Genomic DNA, 21,067 nt, shown 5'->3' with positions numbered 1-21,067 from the left:
TCCTTCAGAGGCCGCTATCGAACGGCCACGCAGAGAAACTCCTGTCGGGTCAGCGCGCTGTGCGGAAGCAGCCCAACATCCGGCTAGTGATCAGATCTGTGCCGGGCTTGTGCACGCCGCGGGTGGTCATGCAGTGACGCGTTGGCTTGACATTTACGCCAACGCCCTGCTGCTTAAGCACATCGTCGGCCACTAGCATCGTGAGCCTAACGCATACTTCAGACAAACGAATTTAGTTGAGATTTAATAACACACTTCATGCTGCGTGGTTGATAACGGGCGGCCGGAAGTGCGCCCCGAGTTATTCTGGACGCGTTCTGTGTGGCGCGACGCTAGGGCGCCTGGAACTCTACGGAATCCGGCGCGTTGCGAATCTCACACCTAAAATCGTACGGAGAGTACTTCATGGGAAAGCGGTTCGCAGTTGGCGATCACGTGACCTGGAATTCGGAAGCAGGATACGTGAGCGGCACGATTATCAGGGTCCACCTCAAGGATGTTAACTACAAAGGACATATGCACCGCGCCAGCAAGGATGAACCGCAGTATGAAATCCAGAGCGATAAGACCGACCACATCGCGATGGATAAAGGCGCGGCTCTGAATAAGACTAACGGCTGAGAGCCGCACCGATCGCCGAATGGCTAACGCGCCGGCCACAAATTCCGACGGGAAACTCTCCTGACGAATGAAGAAAATGGGTGGCGCACTGTGGAGTCACGATACGAATGTCTCTCGACTGCGCAACAATCGCACAGATGACGCTGTCCTTTATCGACGAGCTTTGAAGGTTGGCCGTCAAGGCTTGCCGTCGATTATTCTACTTCTACCTTTGCGACAGCGCGCAACACGGTGAGAGCTGCACCCAATGTATCGGCATCTACGTTCGCCGAGTGCGTGGCATAGACCGGGAAAGAGAAGTGAGGCGCGCCTGGAACCAGATGCAGTTCTCCTGATGCTAGATGGGGCTGAGCTGCATTCATTCGGACGTAACCGGAACCACCCTCTGACAGAATATAATTGAGCGCTAGCGGACCAAGGTTGGCCACCAGGCTCGGGGTTGTGTCCGGAAAACTTACCGCATGATGAAGGGAAAAATCCGGTCCCCATTCGACGTGAACGTATTTTGGATCATTTGCGCGATACGTCTTGAGGTCGGTTGTTACCAGCACGAGCTTTTCCTCAATCAGCAAGTCTATCTCTAAACCAGGTCGATGGTGGGGCGCGTACATGATCGCGATATCCACGAGTCCGGCCGCTACATGCGTAATCAGATCTTGAGGAACGTCGACGTGTACGCGAAGCGCTATGTCCGGATGCGAGCGCCGCATCATCCTGACCCACTCGAGTAGAAGCGGCTGCCACAAGCTGACCTCGCTTCCAACAGTCAAAACTGCGCGGTGTCCTTCAGGTACCGCGACCTGCTGTTTCGCGCGCTGCCACAACTGTACGAATGTCGGAGCGTAACGAAGGAATTGTTCACCCGCCGGGGTGAGAGTTGCGCCGGCTTTATTGCGAACGAAAAGCGGTCGTCCGAGCTGCTGCTCAAGGAGGCGCACGCGTGCGCTAACCGTCGTTTGTGCGACATGCAAACGGTCGGCGGCTTTGATGAAGCTCCCGGTGGAAACGATCTCTATAAAAGTCCTGGCGAGCTCGATATCCATGTTTTCATAGCATAATCAATAAGGACAAATGTCAATGAAATTCGTTTGTCTGCGCTGTTGCTCGATGAGAGGGTAGCATTGACCAACGGGGACAAGAAACCTGATGCTCAATTCGCAGCGTCGACAACCAGGTAGTACGAGCTTCCCCCTCGTCGTCAAAACAAGCGCATCAAGGGTTAACCGCGAGCTCTGCCCAGGAAGAGGAAATTGAACCAAATCTCGATGCTAGTGCTTACACTAATGCTTATCGCGGTCGGCTCAGCTCGAGGCCAGGATGCTGCCATCCCTGCGGGGAGCCCTGATGCCGGGGCTCTGGTCTTTAAGAAATGCACGGCCTGTCATCAAATCGGTCCTAACGCTCAAAATGGAATCGCACCGGTGCTAAACGGCGTCGTTGGCCGGCCAGCCGGTCAGTATCCAAACTATAGCTACTCCTCAGCGAACAAGAATTCGGGTTTGGTGTGGGACGAGCGGACGTTATCCGCTTATTTTCGCGCGCCGGCCAAGATCGTACCTGGCACAAAGATGATCTTTTCAGGCCTGAAGAAAAGTCAGGAAATATCAGACGTGATCGCTTACCTGAAGCAATTCGACGCAGATGGCAAACAGAATACGCCATGATGGATACGGGGATGGAGGAGATGGTGCGCCATTTCCCCCGCTGAGCATTAATGAAAGAATTGACATGGACGATCAGCCAGACACCGTGCGCGAAGCAGTCGGCGTCTTTGCCAGCGAGAACGATCTTCAGGCTGCAATAGACGAGCTCCTAAGTTCCGGCTTCGATCGGGCCGAACTGAGCTTACTCGCCAGTCAAGAAGTAGTGAATGAAAAGCTCGGCAGTGACTCTGCGAGCTTGCGCGTTGTGGAGGATGATCCTGTTGTTCCGCGAACGGCATATGTCTCGCCTGAGGCCATCGGGGACGCTCAAGGTGGCATAGTGAGCGCTCTTGTGTATGCAGGGGCAACGGCTGCGGCCGGAACGGTCCTCATTTCGGGCGGGGCAATCGTTGTTGCCGTCGTCGTGGGAGCATTAGTCGGCGCGACCGGAGGCGTCGTCGGTGCGCTGCTAGCTAAGTGGCTGGGCGACAACCACGCGCAGTATCTGCAGACGCAAATCGATCATGGGGGTCTGCTGCTATGGGTGCGAACCCGGGACGTTAAGGCCGAGGATCGCGCAGTAGACGTCTTGAAGAGACATTCGTCACGAGATGTTCACGTGCATACGCTGCCGTAGAGCTATGCGGAGTTAGTTTGAGGCGACGTAATCTGCCCACCAATGCGCCCCCGCATCGTCGAAAGGGAGAGATGCAGCGTCGTCGCGATCCCCGTGGTCCTGATCTTACCCTCGGTATTCCGCAAGACGAACTTTCTGACGGAGCCAAGCTGCTCGGCCGCGTGGGCGAAAAAGCGGTCTTGTTAGTTCGGATCGGCAACGAGTTTTTTGCGGTCGGAGCTCACTGCACTCATTACCATGGTCCACTCGTTGCGGGGCTAGTAGTTGGCCAAACGATACGATGTCCGTGGCATCATGCTTGTTTTGACTTGAGGTCGGGTGAGGCTCTTCGGGCGCCCGCCTTTGATCCGTTGTCATGTTGGGCAGTTGAGCTACGGAACAACCGCGTCTTCGTTCGCGGCAAGCGTAACAAGGCCAAAGCCATCAAGATCGGTAAGTCCACTTGCGACACGCCCCAGCGAATTGTAATTGTTGGAGGGGGTGCAGCTGGCTTTGCCGCCGCTGAAATGCTGCGGCGAGAAGGCTTTGCAGGCAGTATCGTGATGTTGAGTAGCGACGTTGCCGCACCCGTGGACCGCCCTACTCTGTCAAAGGAGTATCTCGCCGGCAACGCCTCCGAGGAACGGGTGCCGCTCCGGCCGGAATCGTTTTATTCAGATAATGCCATCGACCTGCGAGTCGCGACGGAGGTTGTCCGCCTTGATCCGGGTTCGCACGAAGTCGCGCTCTCCGACGGACAGAGTATTCGGTATGATCGATTGCTGCTTGCCACCGGGACTGAGCCAGTTCGTCTCTGGATCCCGGGGGCGACCAGGGACACGTTCATTCTCTTCGCTCGCTTGCCGATTGTCGCGCCATCATCGCACGCGCACAAACGGCGCGCAGGGCAATCATACTTGTGCAAGCTTTATCGGGCTTGAAGTTGCGGCTGCTTTGCGTAGCCGCGGTATCGAGGTTCATGTGGTGGCGCCGGAAAAGCGGCCATTGGAACGCATCCTCGGTCAGGAACTGGGAAAATTTGTACAATCGCTTCATGAGGAACACGGTGTCATTTTCCACCTCAATGAGACGGCCCTGTCAATCACAGGAAATATAAATGACCCTAAAGGGCGGTTGCATCCTCGAAGGAGACTTCGTAGTTGCCGGTATCGGTGTCCGTCCCCGAATTGATCTTGCTGCAAAAGCGGGCATTGCCGTCCAGCGGGGCGTGGTCGTGAATGCCTGTATGGAAACGAACGCGAAGGGTGTATTTGCCGCTGGTGACGTCGCGCGTTGGCCTGATCCGCATTCTGGCCGAAGCATTCAAGTCGAACACTGGATTGTGGCGGAGCGTCAAGGACAAACCGCGGCACTTAACATGATGAGACATCGCGAGGAATTTAACGCTGTTCCCTTCTTTTGGAATCAGCATTACGACGTTCCGATCAATTATGTCGGCCATGCAGAACATTGGGATAAAATTGCAATTGAAGGTGACATCGCTGGCAAGGATTGCGTTTTACGATTCAAGCGCGACGGACGCACGCTGGCAATAGCCTCGATCTTTAGAGATCACGAAAGCCTTGCCGAGCTCTCGATGGAGAGGGGGATCGCGCAGAGCGCACTCGTAAGCACCGACCGCTCCGGATCCGGCCAGGCGTGACAATTTTACTTTCAAGTTCCCTCACCACCATTTCACTCTCGGTGCCCTTGAACGTTTGGAAGGGCCGCGGCTGAGCCGCGACTGCACCACTTCCGCACGCGTGCTGGCCTACAGCTCAATCAAACTCACCAAAGGACAGCATTAGTCAAGCAACCACGGCCAAAGAGGTAACGTGGAACGTCAGGCTGTCGCAACGGTTATCATAATGAAGGGCGAGAGGGAGGAAACGATATGCGCGTAACATTCATATTGGTGCTTGGCACTGCGCTAATTGGAGGTGCTGCGCTTGCACTAACCGCGTCTCCCAATTCAGATCCTACCAACAATCCAGCTGCTAACTCAGCCGCTAGTAGTCCGACCACAGCAGCACCCATCCAACCTCAGCCACAAGGTCATCCCGGGCCGATTGATACGACGTCCGGCGGTACGCCCGCATCGAGCCCCCAGGGGGATTCGCCGCCCGGAATGCAACCCCACCCCAATAATCGTAAAGAGCACGTCACTCCGAAGAAATGATCGTAGGCAGCCGATTAACTGAACCGCCGCGGCAGAAGTAATAGCAACTGCGATAGTCCTCAGCCTTGAAATGGACGCTACAGCTGATTCAGGCGGACCTGCAAACGTCCAAGCCCGTTGCGTCGATGTCCTCGCGGTTTTAGCCTGAGTAGTCGACGGCCGTGGTAATCGCCGGCCTTACGCTGGGCGCCCACCCCAACGGCGGCCCCGATCGACCTCACCTTCTCGCCGCGAACGAAGTTATTCCGCTGGGGTGATAGCCGGCTGCCGCTGCGTCTCGTTCGGCCCGGTTCGCGCCTGCTCCTCCTCAAGCCACAGATTATGATGTTCCTTGGCCCAATTAAGATCGACAGTTCCGGTCCCCATGGCTTCGAACGCACCTTCCATACCTATGGTACCGATATAGATGTGTCCGATCATGGCAGCGACGAACAGCACCGCGACGATAGCATGTGCGATCTGAGCGACCTGCATGCTGGCGATGTCCGTGCCATAGAAGGGGAACATCAACACATAGCCACTAGCCGCGACAGCGGCGCCACCGAGAACGACGATCCAATAGATCATCTTCTGTCCGGCGTTGAACCGGTAGGCCGGCGGGTGATCATGACCGACGATGCCGCCGCCCCGCTTCAGCCATTCCACATCGACCCGATTGGGGATATTTCCCGCGATCCACATGAGAAAAATCAAGAACACGCCGATCGTGAACGGGAAGCTAAGATAATTATGGGCGTATTTCGCCCATTGCGACCAGGCTGTAAACGGCTCGGGACCGATGAGGGGTAACAGCAGAGGCTTGCCGAAGGTTATGTTGAGCCCCGAAAGGGCGAGAATGATGAAGCAGGTTGCCGTCATCCAATGCACGAACCGTTCGAAGCCGTTGAACCGTACGACGGTGCGCCCTGAGCGTCCACTTTCGATTTTCACCATCCCACGCCAAAGATAGAAGACAACGAGTACGGCCAGAATACCGAGGATGACGAGGCCACCAATCCAACGGAGCGTCACTTGGTGGAAATGGCGCCAATCACGGCCGGCAGGCTGCTCGATCGTGCAAGCCTTCTGATCGGGCACAGTGCAACGACCAGAAATGCGATTCATCTCTTGGAAGAGCTGACCTTCCTTCACGGCGTTCGCCTGAGGGTTAACCAACGCGGGCTGCTGAGCGCTCGCGGGCTGCGCTCCGAGCGCCATTACGAGGAACGCCAGCGCTCCGACCATGACGCGGAATTTGGCGGCAACAATCATTATGTCACATCCTCCTGGCGAGGTTCGCTTCCAACGCAGTCGAGCCTTGATCACCGCGCTCGTACTAAGATGCGATGGTCTCTTGATAAGCAGTCTTCCAGCCCCAGGCTCCAGAGCCGTAGCCGCGTTTCATTACGCGTTCCTTGTAGATCTGCGCGATGATCTCGCCGTCACCGGCGAGCAGCGATTTGGTAGAACACATCTCGGCGCATAACGGCAGCTTGCCTTCGGCCAGCCGGTTTGCGCCGTATTTCGCATACTCCTCCTTCGAGCCATCCGCTTCAGGACCTCCGGCGCAGTAGGTGCACTTGTCCATCTTTCCGCGCGAACCGAAGTTGCCGACGCGGGGATACTGCGGCGCGCCGAACGGGCAGGCGTAGAAGCAATAACCACAGCCGATGCAGAGGTCCTTGGAGTGCAGGACGACGCCATCGGCAGTGGTGATAAAGCAGTTCACCGGGCACACCGCCTGGCAAGGGGCATCCGTGCAATGCATGCACGCCATCGAGACCGACCTCTCGCCCGGCTTACCGTCATTGATGGTTACGACGCGCCGGCGGTTGATCCCCCATGGGACATCGTGCTCGTTCTTGCAGGCGGTAACGCAAGCGTTGCACTCGATGCAACGGTCGGCGTCGCAGAGGAATTTCATACGAGCCATGGTATCGCCTCCTTATGCCGCACTGATCTGACACAAACTGACCTTGGGCTCCTGCATGCCGGTTGCGGGGTCGTAGCCGTAAGTCATGATCGTGTTGGCGCTTTCGCCGAGCACTATCGGATCGGAGCCCTGTGGATATCTGGACCGCAGATCCTCGCCGGCGAACCAGCCCCCAAAATGGAAGGGCATCCAGGTCACGCCTTTGCCGACACGTTCGGTCACCAGCGCTTTCATCTTCGCCTTGGCGCTGTTCTCAGCTCCTGTGACCCAGACCCAACCACCATCCTTGATTCCGCGCTCGGCCGCATCCGCCGGGCTGATCTCGATGAACATGTCCTGCTGCAACTCGGCGAGCCACCTGTTGGAGCGGGTCTCCTCGCCGCCGCCCTCGTACTCCACAAGGCGACCCGACGAAACGATCAGCGGGAACGCCCTGGCAATGCCTCTGTCGACAGCGCTCTTTTGTACCGAGAAGCCGATATTCGGCAGTCTGAACTGCTTCGCGTCGGGCAACGTCGGATATTGTGCGATCAGATCGACGCGCGGCGAATAAATCGGCTCGCGGTGCACCGGGACTGGATCGGGCAAATTCCAGGCGACCGTCCGCGCCTTGCCGTTGCCGTAGGGCGAACAACCGTGCTTGATCGCGACGCGCTGGATGCCGCCGGAAAGATCCGTCGACCATGACACCGTGTCAATATTACCGGGGTTGCCTGCGACTTTTTCAATGGTCGCCAGTTCTGCGGCCGTAAGATCCTTGTCCCAGCCCAATTTCTTGAAAACACCCATCGTGAATTCAGGATAGCCGTCCTTAATCTCCGAACCCGGCAGATATGAACCCTCGGCCAGCAGCGTCTGGCCGTTGCGCTCCACTCCAAAGCGCGCACGGAATCCATTTCCGCCGTCCATGACAGCGGCGTCGCTGTTGTAGAGGATGGGGGAGCCGGGATGCCTGAGCTCCGGCGTGCCCCAACATGGCCAGGGCAGACCGTAGAAGTCGCCGCCAACCTCCGGATCGTCTTTGGGCGCGCGCAGCGTCACCAGATCGAACTTGTGCTGGTTCCTCATGTGTGCCTTCAGCCGCTCCGGCGACTGTCCGGTGTAGCCCGTGCTCCAGCTTCCCCGATTCATTTCGCGCAGGACGTCCTCGGGGACCGGACGGTCCCCTTCAACCTTGATGTTCTTGAACATTTGGTCGGCGAAGCCGAGCTTCTTCGCTATTAAGTACAGAACCTGATAATCGTCCTTGGACTCGAAGGTTGGTTTGACGATCGGTTCGCCCCACTGCAGCGAGCGATTGGACGCAACGCGCGAGCCGGAGGTTTCGAACTGGGTGCAAATCGGCAGCAGATACATGTTGTCCTTGCGCCCGGCCGCCACGGCCAGCGAGGCCCAGGTGGTGGGATGCGGATCGGCGACGACCAGCAGATCAAGCTGCGGCAACGCTTTCATTGATTCCGGGATACGCGTGATGCTGTTGCTCGCGTGTCCTTGCACGAACATGCCTCGCACGTTGTCCTTCTGATCAACCTGGTCCCTAGGCAGAAGAACGGCATCAAACCAGCGCGTCAGGGGAATGCCCGCAGTTTCCATCATCTTTTTGGAATCGAAGCGGGAGACCAGATAATCGTAGTCGACCTCCCAGACACGACTCCAATGTTTCCATGCACCTTCGCTGAGACCGTAATAAAACGGCGTCGTCACGGTATCGACGCCAATGTCGGTGGCGCCCTGCACATTGTCATGGCCGCGGATAATGTTGGCGCCGGTCCCTGGCTTGCCGACGTTACCCGTCGCCAACAATAACATGCAGCTGGCGCGAACATTCGCGGTGCCGACCGTGTGATGGGTCTGGCCCATGGACCAGAGCAGGGTCGATGGCTTCTCGGTCGCGAACAATTTGGCAACGCGCTCGAGCTGCGCGCCGGGAACCCCGCTGACGCGTTCGACCTCTTCAGGATTCCACTTGTCAATTTCCTTGCGCGCTTCTTCGAAACCGTGGACGCGCTGCTTGATGAACTCCTTGTCCTCCCAGCCATTCTTGAAGATGTGCCACATCATCCCCATCAGCACCGGAATGTCGGTGCCGGGACGGATGCGGACATACTCGTTCGCATGGGCGGCGGTGCGCGTCAGTCGCGGATCGATGACGATGAAGTTTGCCCTGTTGAGCTCCTTGCCTTCAAGCATGTGCTGCAGCGAAACCGGGTGTGCTTCTGCCGGGTTGCAACCCATGAAAACCATGGTCTTGGAGTTGCGGACGTCATTGAAGCTGTTGGTCATCGCGCCGTAGCCCCAAGTGTTGGCTACACCGGTGACGGTGGTCGAATGACAGATGCGCGCCTGATGGTCGTTGTTGTTGGTGCCCCAGAACGCCGCAATCTTTCGGAAGAGATAAGCGCCTTCGTTGGAGAATTTCGCCGAGCCCATCCAATAGAGCGATTCTGGCCCGGACTTGCGACGGATCTCCAGCATCTTGTCGCCGATCTCATCAATGGCTTGATCCCATTTGATGCGAGTCCACTGCCCGCCGACCAACTTCATCGGATATTTTAGCCGGCGCTCGCTGTGCACCAGTTCGCGGACCGAAGCGCCCTTTGCGCAATGCGAGCCCCTATTAATCGGGCTGTCCCAACTCGGCTCCTGGCCGATCCATACGCCATTGGATACTTCCGCAGTAACCGTGCAACCAACAGCGCAATGCGTACAGATGTTCTTGTGGATGGTGACCACTGCGCCCGGCGCGGGCGGCGGACCGGCCTTCGCTTTTCGCACGCTCGTGAGCGGCATGGTTCCCAGGGCGGCGAGGCCGCTTGCGGCAAGGCCCGAACGGCGCAAGAAGGCACGACGATCCAGATGCTTGTTCGAGCCACTGGTGAAGGCGGCGAACGAGCCGCGGTGCTTTTCGCGTTCGGTTCTCTTGATCAGCACGGTCGCCTCTCCTTTAGCTCGGATAACGGTTGACGCGATAATAGGCCTTCACGTGGTCGCTTTCCTTGTAGCGAGACTTGCGCTTTTCATCGTTGTTCTCGCTATCGGCTTTCGCCTCCAGAACGAGCGGCGACACGGCGGCGACCGCCGCTCCGGCACCAAACGCACGAAGGAACTGACGACGTCCGAGTGGCTTATCGACCGTATGCATCACACGTCCTCCGGGTTACGCACCTCTGACCTGGTGGGAAGCCGGAACGCTTTTGTCTCGGTCTCCAGGAACAGCCTGCCAAGCGTCCCCACCTGACGATAAAATTCGGCCGCCTCGGCTCCCTCCAAATCAGCGAAGAAACGACCAGTCCACGAGGCAAGGTGTTTCTCGAAAAATTCCTGCTGCATTCTAGCGATCGTTGGGAATTGACCGCAGGCCATCCCGGCCATGATCTCGCAAAGAGTAGCGGCGTGATCCTCCGGCTCCACCTGTCCTTCGGCGCGTTCGATACCGTGCGCGCGAAGATCCTCGCGCAATCGCGCCAGCGGCCGTTCGTTGAGAAAGCCGGTGAGGTAGTATGAGCCGTAGGGAAGCAACTCGCCGCGTCCAACTCCAATGAAAAGGGTGAAGTACTCGCGCGCGATCCTTTCCGCGCTCGCAGTGCCGGCTGCCTGCGCAAGGGCCAGATGCGCGAGGCCAAGCGGGGTCGCATCGCCGCGAAGCTTAGCAATCCGATTGAGCGTGGCTGCATCTGGCGAACGGCTCAGTAGCATGGCGAGAAGTAAATATTCCTGGGCACGGTGCGCATCGAACTCGTCGATCTCGACGGGTTGTTCATGGCCGACTTCCGGCCACAAGATCTCGCTCGCGAGATCCATCACGGCTTCAACCGACAGCGTACGCGCCGGAACCTTAGACAACTTCGACACGGGAAGCTGAGGCGGTTCGATCAGATCTGCGGGGTTGAGAACACCACCAATTGCCCGAACAGCCTCCTCGGGTCTCCGGTCGCTCGTTTCATTTTCCTCTTTTGGCGTGCCAGTGCGGATAAGCACGGTCATACCGTTAGCCTCTCACCAAATGCGCAGATTGTGCGCTCGTCGCTGCCGCTTGTGCAGAATTGCTCACTTGATGCACATGCGTAACAAGACGACGTCGGAAGCGTCTCATCGAGGGATCGATGAGACAACCGAATATTATTGAGAATTGAGTGCAGTTTTCTTGTTGGAGATATTCCGGGCGCTGAGCTGGAGGTATTTCTTAAAGACTGCTTCCTACGGTCGCCTGCTGCGTGCAACGGACCAGCCGAATTCGGCCAGATCAGCGTGGTTCCCGTACCAGTCTACCCGGTGCATTCCGTCAATGCGGATGATGCGAGGCGGCCTAACACTGTCTGGGCCACGCAGGAAAGCTCGACATTGGCCTCGAGCGCGGCCGCGCTCGATCACCCTGAAAATGCTTGCGGAGTTTCCGCGTCCGATCCATCAAGGCTCTCGGTTGAGGGGCTTGCTGCGCCGGTCGGCTATTCCGGCTCGTCTTCCATACCCAAGGGGTGGAGACTCACTCACTATTGTCTGTCCCCTTCCTCCCCTACCGGAGTTGGGGCGAGGCGCCACCATGACGTCGACGCAAAACTGGCGAAAGACGTTCTGATGGGGTGAGTTCGGATTGCGGACCAGCGGCTCTGCCCTGTTGCGCCCCGTCGCCGGCGACGTCCATCTCATCGAAGTCCAACTGCGGACCTTTGGCGGATACCAGCGTCACCGATTCTGCGTTGGTTGCTTGATACACGACCGGATCGGATTCCCCTGCTGGCTTCCGCGAGTCTTCTGGCAGCGGCGATACGACAGGCGGATGCGCCGCGGTGGCTATTGTGTCCAGTTCTCTTAACAGCCGCGTCAAAAGCCGTCCGACTTCCTCCCCGTCGATTGGTCCGAAGCCCGCCATCGCACCAGACGCGTTGAAGTCCCAGGAGTTCTCCGACAGACCGACAAAGTCGCGGATCGCGGGGTCTAACGACCACACGCGGCGCAGCGCCGCACGCGCCAAATCGCCAGGCACCCCGGCTTCGAGGAAGGCGCGGATATTGGTTTCGGCACCGATGGATTCGATTGTAGGCAAACTCGCAGGGTCGAATGGCAGTCTATTTCCGCCCTGCGCAAGAGCCGCCGAAGTTCCGGAGACAACGCCATCAGGGGTACTCTCCGACTTCGATTGCCTGATCTTGTCTGCAGCCGCATCATGCTTGCGACGGGACCATCGCGCGAGAAAATCCGTGTCGTTACTCATCTCCGCTCCTGTATTGCGGGCCACGCCGCGCCAGCGCTTCCGGATCCGCACGCTTGCGCTTACGCTTCTCGAAGGTCCGTTCTACATGGTGTTCGGAGATAAACGAGGCAATGGTATCACGCACCGAGGTGGGCATCGGCACGGCTTCAACAATTCCTTGGCCCGGTTCTGTCAAAGCCTCCCCTTCTGCTGGGTCCGCCGTGACGGCCGCAATCTCATACGGGGGGTCGCCTGCAGTTGCGAGCAAAGCGACCCACACTGAGGGCACGGCCGAACGGAGATTATCTCGGTAGTTTTCCGTTTCTGTGCGATAGAGCTCGATCTCCGACGCTCCGGCGTAGAAGGTCATGGTTTCCTTTTCTATCGCAAGCTGCGTCCATGGATCCGCATCCGCAAGGCCACCAAGCACCGCGGTGGGACGCCAGATAAATTCAGACCACGGGGAATTCGCCTTGCATCGCTCGACTACGATGCCTATGGGAATCCGTACGAGCGGCGCTGTTACGTTCACGCGACTGCCTCCAAGTTCTGGATCAGAAGCCTGATAGAAAAGATGCCGCGGCTTTGTGTGCAGCACTTTCCCGGGCACGACTGCCAAGATGACAAAGACGGCTACGTTTGCATTAGGAATGTCAACCAGTAGGCCTCTGGACGGGCTCGCTGAGAACAGAGCGAAGGGCATCGGTGCCTGCAGCATCAACTTCGGGCGGCTTAGTTCCACTCAGTTCGAGTTATTCATCGATCACGACGGACCATCCGGAGATCCAAGGCGATCGTGTATCGTCGCCTACGCATTCGTCTCCGCCGTAGCTTTCTCCATTTCCTCGATTGCGATAACAGAATGAGCATAAGCTCCTCCGGCTCGCATTTCAGCGGCCACCCAGATCGCCTCCATCAACTCCTCTTGCGAGGCGCCGTGCCGTAACGCCGCCTCGGTGTGCCCCTTTATACAATAAGGGCACTGGGTGACATGTGCGACCGCGACGGCGATAATCTGCTTGGTCTTAGCGGGTAACGCACCATCTGCGAAAACCGTCTTGCTGAACGCTTGGAAGGCAGTTTCGATGTTAGGCGATAATTTCCTGCGTTTCTGCGCGAGCCGTTTCGCAGGCGATTGGATGTCGGGCATATGCTTCCCTTCTTTTCCGAGATTGTTGATCCGGCCTCCTCACACGTCCTTAGCTTTCGCGAACCGCTTTTCGTTCGACTCCATATCTCTCGCAAATCGGCGCCTGCTCTAGCCCTCCCCTCAACGCTGGCCTTCCGAGTACTGCGGCAGAAGAGAGTTCAGCGAAGACTCTGCTGATTACGGCTGATCACTAACCGGAATGAGCACCTGGCAACGGCCTCATGACCATGCCCGTTGCCGACCGAGACGAGCGACGGCTCCCGAGAACCCTCACATCGAACGGCACGGGGGATAACCCGCCGTTTACCACTTAGCTTCACTTTCTGAACTAGCGATAGCAGCCACAACCGCCACTCAACTTTCACATAAGTCCTTACTTCTCATTTCCCCGCAGGGCATGCGTGCTCTTTCGGACGAAGCTAGGCGCGCGGGCGCTTTTTACAAACGATAAATGTCGTCAGTTGATATCAATTTTTTTGATAGAACTTTGATAGAACAGAGAAGCAATCATGCTTCGCCATTTTCAGCAACGGACGGACCGCCAGCGAACTCACTCTCTACCGAGCGAACATCCGTTTGGTCGGTTCGCCGTGCGCTCATCCGCTGACCTCTGCGAGGGCCCTCTTGAGGTCGGTGGCCGCGGTCGATCTGATCTTTCTAATTTATCCTGACCAGATTGTGCCCGGGATCACCGACGCGCACGCTGATCGTCGAAAACGCAACGTCGACGGTCTCCTGTTGTGTATGGAGCAAATAAGATGCCCCGACCCCAATTGCTGCCGAACAGACTATCGCTGCAATAAAAGATCTCATGACGCTACCTCCGCGGATGGATGCCCTCACAAGCTAGGGTAAACAATGCACAAAGCAAGATGAAGCGCTTGCGGATTCCGGTGGCCGCGATTTGCAACGTGCGCGATCGTTCTAGCAATAAAATTGATATCAATTGCTGACCTTTAGCGTTTGCCAAACTCACCTGTACTTCTAGCGTGATCTGGAAAATCGCTCCTCGCGCGCGACTGTTAATCCATCAACGAACCCTCTTGAGATAGCGACTTCCGTGCGAAACTGAAATGGGCGGCAGCGCCGCCATTTTCCGATTTGGTAAGCCAAGCCAAGTGGTGGATGCTCCAGATGTTCGCTAACGCGTTCGCCTATTCGTGGCGTGTCGATACTCAGAAGCAAGGCTCCAGTTACGCCCATGGAAACTCTGGTCATGCCGACTCTGAGGATCGTCCCGAGGGAGGAAAACGATGACGGTCGATACCGCGCCTCATCTGATGATCTGCAACTGCGAGAAAACGATGCCGGTGGACGCGCGAGCGATTGCCCGTGCCTGTTCGGGTCAGATCACCCAGGCCGACCAGCTCTGCGGGCTCGAAATCGACCGGTTCAAGGCGGCACTCGCCGATGGCGTACCTATGACCGTCGCGTGTACCCAGGAAGCACCCTTGTTCCGGGAAGTGGCGGAAGATCTCGTCCCCTCCTCAGCGCTCACCTTCGTCAACATTCGAGAAACCGCGGGGTGGTCGAAGGATGTGGCCGCGGCTGGCCCAAAGGCCGCAGCGCTGATCGCGGCGGCAGGCGAGGATACGCCGCCCGTCGCGCTGGTGACGCTCGAGAGCCGCGGCGTCGCCCTGATCTATGGCCGCGACGAGGCAGCGATCGAGGTCGGTCGCCGACTCGCCGACCGCCTCGACATCACGGTGCTTCTGACCAAGCCTGGCGACGTGACGCCTCGCCACTCAAACGAATTTCCAGTCCTGAAGGGTAGCGTGCGCCATGCTCGTGGGCATCTCGGGCAGTTTGAACTCACGATCGACGATTATGCATTTCCCGCGCCTTCGTCGCGCCGCCGGCTGGAGTTCGGCGCCCCGCGCAATGGCGCGGTCTCGACCTGCGATATCGTGCTGGATATCAGCGGCGGCCGGCCGCTATTTCCCGCACATGAATTGCGGCCCGGCTATCTATGCGCCGATCCCCGCGACCGCGCCGCAGTCGAAAAAATGATCGCGGACGCTGGCCATCTGGTCGGCACGTTCGACAAGCCGCGCTTTGTCCAGTTCGACGAATCGCTCTGTGCCCATTCGCGCTCCGGAATCACCGGCTGCACGCGTTGTCTTGATCTTTGTCCGACTGGCGCGATCACGCCGAACGGCAACGCGGTGGCAATCGACGCTGCCGTCTGTGCAGGCTGTGGCTCCTGCGCCGCGGTCTGCCCGACCGGAGCCGCATCCTATGCGCTGCCGGCCGCGGACGTGCTGATGCGACGGTTACGCACGCTTGTGCAGGCCTATCGCAAGGCCGGCGGCAGCAATGCCGTCGTACTGTTTCATGACGGCGACAACGGCGCTCCGTTGATTGACGCGCTGGCGCGGTTCGGCGACGGCCTGCCGGCAAATGTGCTCCCGGTCCGGGTCAACGAAGTCACGCAGGTTGGACCCGAAGCGATTGCTGCGCTGTTCGCTTACGGCGCAGCCGGTGCCTGTTTACTGACGCGGGCAAAACCCAGTCACGATCCTCTCGGCCTGCGGCGGGTTGTTGAGACGTCGGAAACCAGCGTCGCAGCGCTCGGCTTCGGCGATGGGCTGGTGCGCATCATCGAGACCGATGACCCCGATCAACTCCTTGCCATGCTGGACGCAGTGCCGGCTGGCGTTGCAACCCGGAAACCCGCGAACTTCGTTCCGCGCGGCGCCAAGCGCGGCTTGCTCGAAACCGCTTTTCGCGAACTGCACCTAGCGGCGCCAACGCCCGTCATTGTCGTGGCGCTTGCGCCCGGGGCGCCATTCGGTGGCGTGTTGTTGAATGTCGATAGCTGCACGCTCTGTCACTCCTGTGTGAACGCTTGTCCGACCGGCGCGCTGTCGGACAATCCAGACCGCGCAATGCTGCGCTTCACTGAAAGCATCTGCGTACAATGCGGGCTGTGCGAAGTGACATGTCCCGAGGACGCCATTGCGCTGCAACCCCGCTTCGATTTCCAAGCGTGGAATGCACCGCAGCGGGTGTTGAAGGAAGAGGATCCCTTCCATTGCATCGGATGTGGCAAGCCGTTCGGCACGAAAGTACAATCGAACGCGTAGTCGCCACACTTGAGGAAAAGCATTGGATGTTTGCCGGTGCTAATGCTCGGCGCATCGATGTCGTAAAGATGTGTGAAGACTGCCGCGTTGAGGCCGCCGTCAGCGAAAGCTTCGATCCTCATGCGGTGCCGCGCCCACCGACTATGACCACCGAGGATTACTTACGCACCCGGGAGGTGAGCAAAGGCGATCCGATCAGGTTGTCACAAACGCCATCAAGCGCGCTGCAACAAGGCCGTCAGGGGATCTGTGTGCCCGGTACCGAGACAACGGCACGCGCGGCTTTCGGAAGCGAAGGCCCGAGCTTATACGTCCCCGCCCGCTTTAAGCGCAGACCGCAGCCCTCGACCGCCTCACTCCTTGATTACGCGCCGCACAGCCCGTCTGAGCTGAGGTATAACCTCCTGTTCAAACCAAGGTTGTCTTTGCATCCAGACTCCGCTTCGCCAACTCGGATGTGGAAGTGGAAAGAACTTCGGAATATTCGGGAAATGCTTTTACCGTCTCCGTCATCGAGCTCTTCCGACCTGATCCCAGATAACGCTTTTGGGAATATTGACCAAGTAACAGCGTCACTGAGGATTCGGCAGGTGATCAAGTACGCGCCCGTGCCAGAGGGGAGCGCATTCCGGACGAGGCGGCTTATCACCGCCGTTCGCCGCCGCGCCGGGGTAACAAAAACCAATGGGCAGGATCGCGATTTTTCTCTGGTCGTAGAAAATCGAGCGGTTCAAATCCGTCCAATTCCTGAGGCGGTCGCCGCTTGCGTCGTTCCACGGGATACCGGTCTCATGGGCCTTGCTGCCTGGCGCCTAACTGATGATCATTAGTCGTGCGCTTCCTGATGCGCGCAAACTCGGCCGGGCGCCGTGCAGACGCTTGGCTTCCGCACATCCGACAAGCACTAGTTTCGCACAAAATGTGTGATAACGACACTCGAAGAGCGCCTCGATTTTACATCGTGGCAGCAGTGTTGCTGACTAGGATAGAGAGATACCGCCGGTCAGAGTAATGACCGACTACGAAATCGCCTCCCGCCGCGCCGGTGGCGGGCCAGCCGCGAATAGCGGCAGGCTCAAGAGTATCGGCGGACTCGTCGCGAAAATCGAATCCGATCAAGCCGCTTGCCAAGACCGTCGCGACCATGGAACCAATGGTCGCCCGCTGCGCCCAAACTAGAAATCGCCAGCGCTTTCGCTCCGGTACCAGCATCATCGGCTGGATCGTGTTACTGTTCGCTGGAAGGTGGTCGTGTGGATGCTCTCCTCCATCCCATTTCGAGATGAGAAGCTAATCCCGCTGTTATGCGGTAAGTCTTTGCAGCTCACCGCGAATAGGCATTGCGGCCTAGTTGTTCGAACCTTTGGCCAAGGTGCGCAGCAACTCGTATGCGTCGCTTTTCTTCACGTCGTCCTCTGCAGGCCTGACCAGCTTTAGCATCTTCCTTACTCGCTCTCGACCTAATAGGCCGGCAAGGTGAAGTACAATATTTCGGCGATCACGCTTTCCGATGCTCAATTGCTTCAATGAGGCCATGGCGTGGTCGGCCTCTCCCGCGCTGATGCCACGCCGGGCAGTCAGGCGCTCCAGGCAGAAGCGAACATTCACCAGGGGGATCGTGAGGGAACGATAGGAATCGGGATCGTATATGACTGCGATCTCATCGATGCCCCATATGCGCCCGGTGCAGTAGGCCCGGTATACCCATCCAAGCCCCACCATACCATCCTCCCGTGCTTCGTACGCGCGCAAAGCGCCGACGCTCGCAGCCCCGATGATCTTTACGCCGCGACGCAGAGCTCGGCGGATCTCATCAATTGGAACGGCGGAATCTCCACCGAGTTCTCCATCGATGATCGCTGCGACCGTCCCATCGCTCAGTTGATCGAGATCGCCTCGCTTCACCGGAGGTCTGACTTCGGCTGCGAGTAGCGTCCTAGCTTCTTCTTGAGAGAGGCTAAGCCCCGTGAACACAACTGGCGTCGACATGCTTGTCTACTCTCTCATTCTGATCCTTGGACCACCGGTCCGTTTTGAGAGTTGCACGGCGCACGCGGAGCAGCTGTAAAGCTCCTCCTATCCTTGCAGGGTGTGCTCACATCGAAGGAGCCAAACCATCTGCGCCAGAAACCGTGCGGTCTTCTTGTCACTCGCGAACCTAATAGCGAAGACGAGCTCGTTGTAGTCCGTGCAACTGACGGTGATTGGCGGCAACGTATCTACAGGGTGCATGCGCCCATCCTTCACCCCTGGCCGCGGTCGCAAGGCGGCTCAGCGCAGCGACTCGTTGATCTTGCTAAGGATGGTGAGGGGCACCAGTTGGTCGGGCAGCGGAGGCCGTTCCGGCTTCGCCAGCCTCTTAGGAGCAGGCGTGAAAGCTGGTGCCAATGTGAACGCAGCCCGATGAATTTCTGGCGTGTAGTAACCCGTGTTCGGCCGCAGCCGATCGAATTGCTCCCGTAGCGCTTTGATGGGTGGCCGCAGTGCTTTGTGGTCTTCACCGCCGGCAACCAGGGCCAGCATTCCGCCCGCGTAGGTGGGAACAGGCGCAAGGAAGGGCCGAACAGCGTGGAACGAACGGGCAAGCCGGCTGCAGACGCTATCCAACTGCTCTGGATTGTAGAAGGGTGCCCCGCTTTGGAGGGCGATCATGCCACCCGGTCGGAGCAAGTTCCGGCAGCGTTCGTAGAACGCCGTGGTGAATAGCTGCTCGCCGGGTCCGATTGGGTCAGTCGAGTCAACGATCACGGCGTCGAATTTTGCCTCCGCCTGCGTCACGTACTCGACGCCGTCTCTGATGACGAGAGTAACACGTCGATCCTCGAATGCGCCGTCCGACACCTGCGGAAAGAACCGTTTCGAGAGTTCGATGACATCATCGTCAATCTCAACCAGCACGACTCGTTCGACAGGATGCTTGAGCACTTCCTTGAGGGTGCCGCCGTCGCCTCCACCGATGATGAGCACGCGCTTGGCCGCGCCGTGTGCCATGAGCGGCACGTGCGCGATCATCTCGTGATAAATGTGGTTGTCGCGCTCGGTCAGCTGCACGACGCCATCCAGAACCAATACGCGGCCAAACAGCCGGTTCTCAAATATGAGGACATCCTGGAACTTGGTTCGCGCCTGGTACAGATCGGCGTCCATGGTGAAGACTTGCGAGTGGTGCTCGTAGAGCTTCTCCTGAAACGCGTTCATGGCATTACTCCTCGCCTGTGCTCCGAGACGGTCAACATCCGGGGGCCAAAGGCGTGCCTGAGCACCCCGATGGCTTTATGCGGATCAGCGTCACCGCACATGAATACGTCGACGGCAGCGTAGGCGCGCTCCGGCCATGTGTGGATCGAGATGTGGCTCTCCGCAAGCACGGCCACGCCCGTGATCCCGCCGCCAGGCGTGAAGCTGTGAAGGTCCATCTTAAGAAGCGTCGCCCCCGCCGCCACAGCGGCGTCGCGCAGCGCCGTCTCGACTACTTCGATGTCGTCAAGATTAGATGCTTCCCAGAGATCGATGACGAGATGCGTTCCGGCGAAGCGCAGGCCATCTCGCTCGACGAAGTGGTCGTGGACGGTGCCGCTTGGCATGACATGAGAAGCCGTGCGCGGAGTAACACCATCGGCATGGCGCAAACGGGCCTCTTCATGATTGATGTCGAGAGGGTTGGAGAGTGCAGCCATGCTGACGCGGGACGTGCTTTCCATTCGATTCTCCACGTTGCAGATGCTCTGCCGGTTACGTAAGATGGACCGGCGCTGCCAGGCAGCGGCGGTTGCCGCGAGCCTCAGGCAAACTGGGGCTCGCGGACCTTAAGAACGGTCAATTGCCGAATTTCTCCGGTCCGTGTTTCCCAGGTGATGGAATCTTCGGCGCTGAGGCCGATCAGCGCGGCCCCGACGGGGGTGAGAATGGATATCTTTGCCTGCGAAATGTCCGCATCACCCGGGTAGACGAGCATCACGGTCTGGACCTTTCCCGTCGTGTCATCACGGAACTCGACTTCGCTACCCATGCACACAGTCTGCTCTGAAAGGCCATCCGCAAGCACGTGCGCCCGCTCAAGCTCCTCGGTAAGGACCGACACTAGGTCCGGCATCCTCGTCGCTGCCGCTCGCGCGAGTCGCGAGATTCCTTCGTAATCCTTGGCCGTGAGCGTTATGCACGGCTTGATCTCACCGCTAATGGCTATCGCCTTGCGTTGTGTTATCATGATCATCTCCTATTCCTGTTCGAAATCTGCAGTTAAGGCAGCGGTCGGACCCGGATCGTCATCATTGTCGTCCCAGTGACGCCGGCTTGCATGCTGGCTCGCGGTCTCTGGAATTTCCGAACGGTCTCTCCCGGCTGCATCGGCTCTGGCTGTCGCTCCTCACGCGAAACGAACCGAAAGTTGGCGGCTGCTCGTCTGTTCTTAGCTTTTTGGAGAGCGTTGCGTCCGATTCGCCGTTCATAGCGCACCTCCTCCGCAGCGGACTTAGTCCGGCGGCTCTTGGATTGCGGACACGCGCCAGCAGGCTGTGCGGCCTGGAGCGGGTGAACAAAGCTTTTGAAGAATGCGCCGTATCGGCTATTGGGCGATCGACCACCAAAGTGGCGACCCGCTTCAGTCAGCTTGGTGTGATGGTCCCCGAGCTCGGGATACGACGGCGCCCGCTGAGCTCGGGGCTAAATG

General features: G+C 58.4%; 18 protein-coding genes and 3 pseudogenes. 5 read left to right on the top strand and 16 right to left on the bottom strand.

The features are described from left to right. Positions 1-14 precede the first annotated feature (14 nt). Positions 15-187 (bottom strand): annotated as a pseudogene (locus tag RX328_RS15125) (GTP cyclohydrolase I); the annotation flags it as partial. Between the two features lie 218 nt (positions 188-405). Between RX328_RS15125 and RX328_RS15120 the strand changes: the two are divergent. Beyond that, entirely contained in the window at positions 406-621 is a 216-nt protein-coding gene (locus RX328_RS15120; protein ID WP_213252476.1) for a DUF2945 domain-containing protein, read from the top strand. A gap of 194 nt (positions 622-815) precedes the next feature. Here RX328_RS15120 and RX328_RS15115 read toward each other — a convergent pair whose 3' ends face one another. Then, positions 816-1,664, bottom strand: a complete 849-nt coding sequence (locus RX328_RS15115) for a LysR family transcriptional regulator (RefSeq protein ID WP_213252475.1) — start codon at positions 1,662-1,664, stop codon at positions 816-818. Positions 1,665-1,871: 207 nt separating this feature from the next. Between RX328_RS15115 and RX328_RS15110 the strand changes: the two genes are divergently transcribed. The 3 genes and pseudogenes from RX328_RS15110 (at position 1,872) to RX328_RS15100 (ending at position 4,543) form a co-directional block, all read left to right on the top strand. Further along, positions 1,872-2,285, top strand: a complete 414-nt coding sequence (locus tag RX328_RS15110; protein WP_249726539.1) for a c-type cytochrome — start codon at positions 1,872-1,874, stop codon at positions 2,283-2,285. Positions 2,286-2,349: 64 nt separating this feature from the next. Further along, positions 2,350-2,901 (top strand): hypothetical protein, encoded by a 552-nt coding sequence (locus RX328_RS15105; RefSeq protein WP_213252474.1) that lies wholly within the window; start codon positions 2,350-2,352, stop codon positions 2,899-2,901. Between the two features lie 71 nt (positions 2,902-2,972). Beyond that, positions 2,973-4,543, top strand: a pseudogene (locus tag RX328_RS15100) (FAD-dependent oxidoreductase). Between the two features lie 756 nt (positions 4,544-5,299). Here the strand turns inward: RX328_RS15100 and RX328_RS15095 are convergent. The 8 genes from RX328_RS15095 to RX328_RS15060 form a co-directional block, all read right to left on the bottom strand. Then, entirely contained in the window at positions 5,300-6,310 is a 1,011-nt protein-coding gene (locus RX328_RS15095; protein WP_213252473.1) for a formate dehydrogenase subunit gamma, read from the bottom strand. A 64-nt stretch (positions 6,311-6,374) separates the two neighbouring features. Further along, positions 6,375-6,971, bottom strand: a complete 597-nt coding sequence (gene fdh3B, locus RX328_RS15090; RefSeq protein ID WP_213252472.1) for a formate dehydrogenase FDH3 subunit beta — start codon at positions 6,969-6,971, stop codon at positions 6,375-6,377. A 12-nt stretch (positions 6,972-6,983) separates the two neighbouring features. Then, positions 6,984-9,902, bottom strand: a complete 2,919-nt coding sequence (locus RX328_RS15085; protein ID WP_213252471.1) for a formate dehydrogenase subunit alpha — start codon at positions 9,900-9,902, stop codon at positions 6,984-6,986. Between the two features lie 13 nt (positions 9,903-9,915). Next, positions 9,916-10,113, bottom strand: a complete 198-nt coding sequence (locus RX328_RS15080; RefSeq protein WP_213252470.1) for a twin-arginine translocation signal domain-containing protein — start codon at positions 10,111-10,113, stop codon at positions 9,916-9,918. After that, positions 10,113-10,955: a molecular chaperone gene (locus tag RX328_RS15075; RefSeq protein WP_213252469.1), complete on the bottom strand. Its 843-nt coding sequence runs from the start codon at positions 10,953-10,955 to the stop codon at positions 10,113-10,115. The genes RX328_RS15080 and RX328_RS15075 overlap by 1 nt, the downstream gene beginning before the upstream one ends. Before the next feature lie 529 nt (positions 10,956-11,484). After that, positions 11,485-12,207, bottom strand: a complete 723-nt coding sequence (locus RX328_RS15070; RefSeq protein ID WP_317258741.1) for a DUF3306 domain-containing protein — start codon at positions 12,205-12,207, stop codon at positions 11,485-11,487. Beyond that, complete coding sequence (locus tag RX328_RS15065; RefSeq protein ID WP_312018033.1) at positions 12,176-12,694, bottom strand: DUF3305 domain-containing protein; 519 nt, start codon at positions 12,692-12,694, stop codon at positions 12,176-12,178. Before RX328_RS15065 ends, RX328_RS15070 begins: the two co-directional genes overlap by 32 nt. Positions 12,695-12,970: 276 nt before the next feature. Then, positions 12,971-13,312, bottom strand: a complete 342-nt coding sequence (locus RX328_RS15060; protein ID WP_213252466.1) for a carboxymuconolactone decarboxylase family protein — start codon at positions 13,310-13,312, stop codon at positions 12,971-12,973. 1,304 nt (positions 13,313-14,616) lie between these two features. Between RX328_RS15060 and RX328_RS15055 the strand changes: the two are divergent. Further along, positions 14,617-16,580 (top strand): annotated as a pseudogene (locus RX328_RS15055) (4Fe-4S binding protein); the annotation flags it as partial. A gap of 390 nt (positions 16,581-16,970) precedes the next feature. On the opposite strand, the gene RX328_RS43615 reads toward RX328_RS15055, so the two are convergent. The 6 genes from RX328_RS43615 to rnk all read right to left on the bottom strand — a co-directional run bounded on the left by RX328_RS43615 (position 16,971) and on the right by rnk (position 20,605). Beyond that, positions 16,971-17,180 carry a hypothetical protein gene (locus tag RX328_RS43615; protein ID WP_409410822.1) on the bottom strand — a complete coding sequence of 70 codons (210 nt, stop codon included), beginning with the start codon at positions 17,178-17,180 and terminating at the stop codon, positions 16,971-16,973. Positions 17,181-17,352: 172 nt separating this feature from the next. Further along, positions 17,353-17,613, bottom strand: a complete 261-nt coding sequence (locus RX328_RS15050) for a hypothetical protein (RefSeq protein WP_213252465.1) — start codon at positions 17,611-17,613, stop codon at positions 17,353-17,355. 132 nt (positions 17,614-17,745) lie between these two features. Then, positions 17,746-18,387, bottom strand: coding sequence for a TfuA-like protein (locus RX328_RS15045; RefSeq protein WP_213252464.1), 642 nt, complete (start codon positions 18,385-18,387; stop codon positions 17,746-17,748). A 282-nt stretch (positions 18,388-18,669) separates the two neighbouring features. Further along, positions 18,670-19,596 (bottom strand): polyamine aminopropyltransferase, encoded by a 927-nt coding sequence (speE, locus tag RX328_RS15040; RefSeq protein WP_213252463.1) that lies wholly within the window; start codon positions 19,594-19,596, stop codon positions 18,670-18,672. Continuing rightward, a complete protein-coding gene (gene speD, locus RX328_RS15035; protein ID WP_213252462.1) occupies positions 19,593-20,099 on the bottom strand; it encodes an adenosylmethionine decarboxylase in 507 nt (168 codons plus the stop codon). The genes speE and speD overlap by 4 nt, the downstream gene beginning before the upstream one ends. 80 nt (positions 20,100-20,179) lie before the next feature. Next, the gene (gene rnk / locus RX328_RS15030; RefSeq protein WP_213252499.1) at positions 20,180-20,605 is read right to left on the bottom strand and encodes a nucleoside diphosphate kinase regulator; all 426 of its coding nucleotides are present in this window, start codon (positions 20,603-20,605) and stop codon (positions 20,180-20,182) included. Between the last annotated feature and the right edge of the window lie 462 nt (positions 20,606-21,067).

It is taken from the genome of Bradyrhizobium sp. sBnM-33, assembly GCF_032917945.1.
Lineage (GTDB): Bacteria > Pseudomonadota > Alphaproteobacteria > Rhizobiales > Xanthobacteraceae > Bradyrhizobium.
Note: the sequence above shows the minus strand (reverse complement) of the source record. Positions and strands in the feature narration are given on the sequence as shown.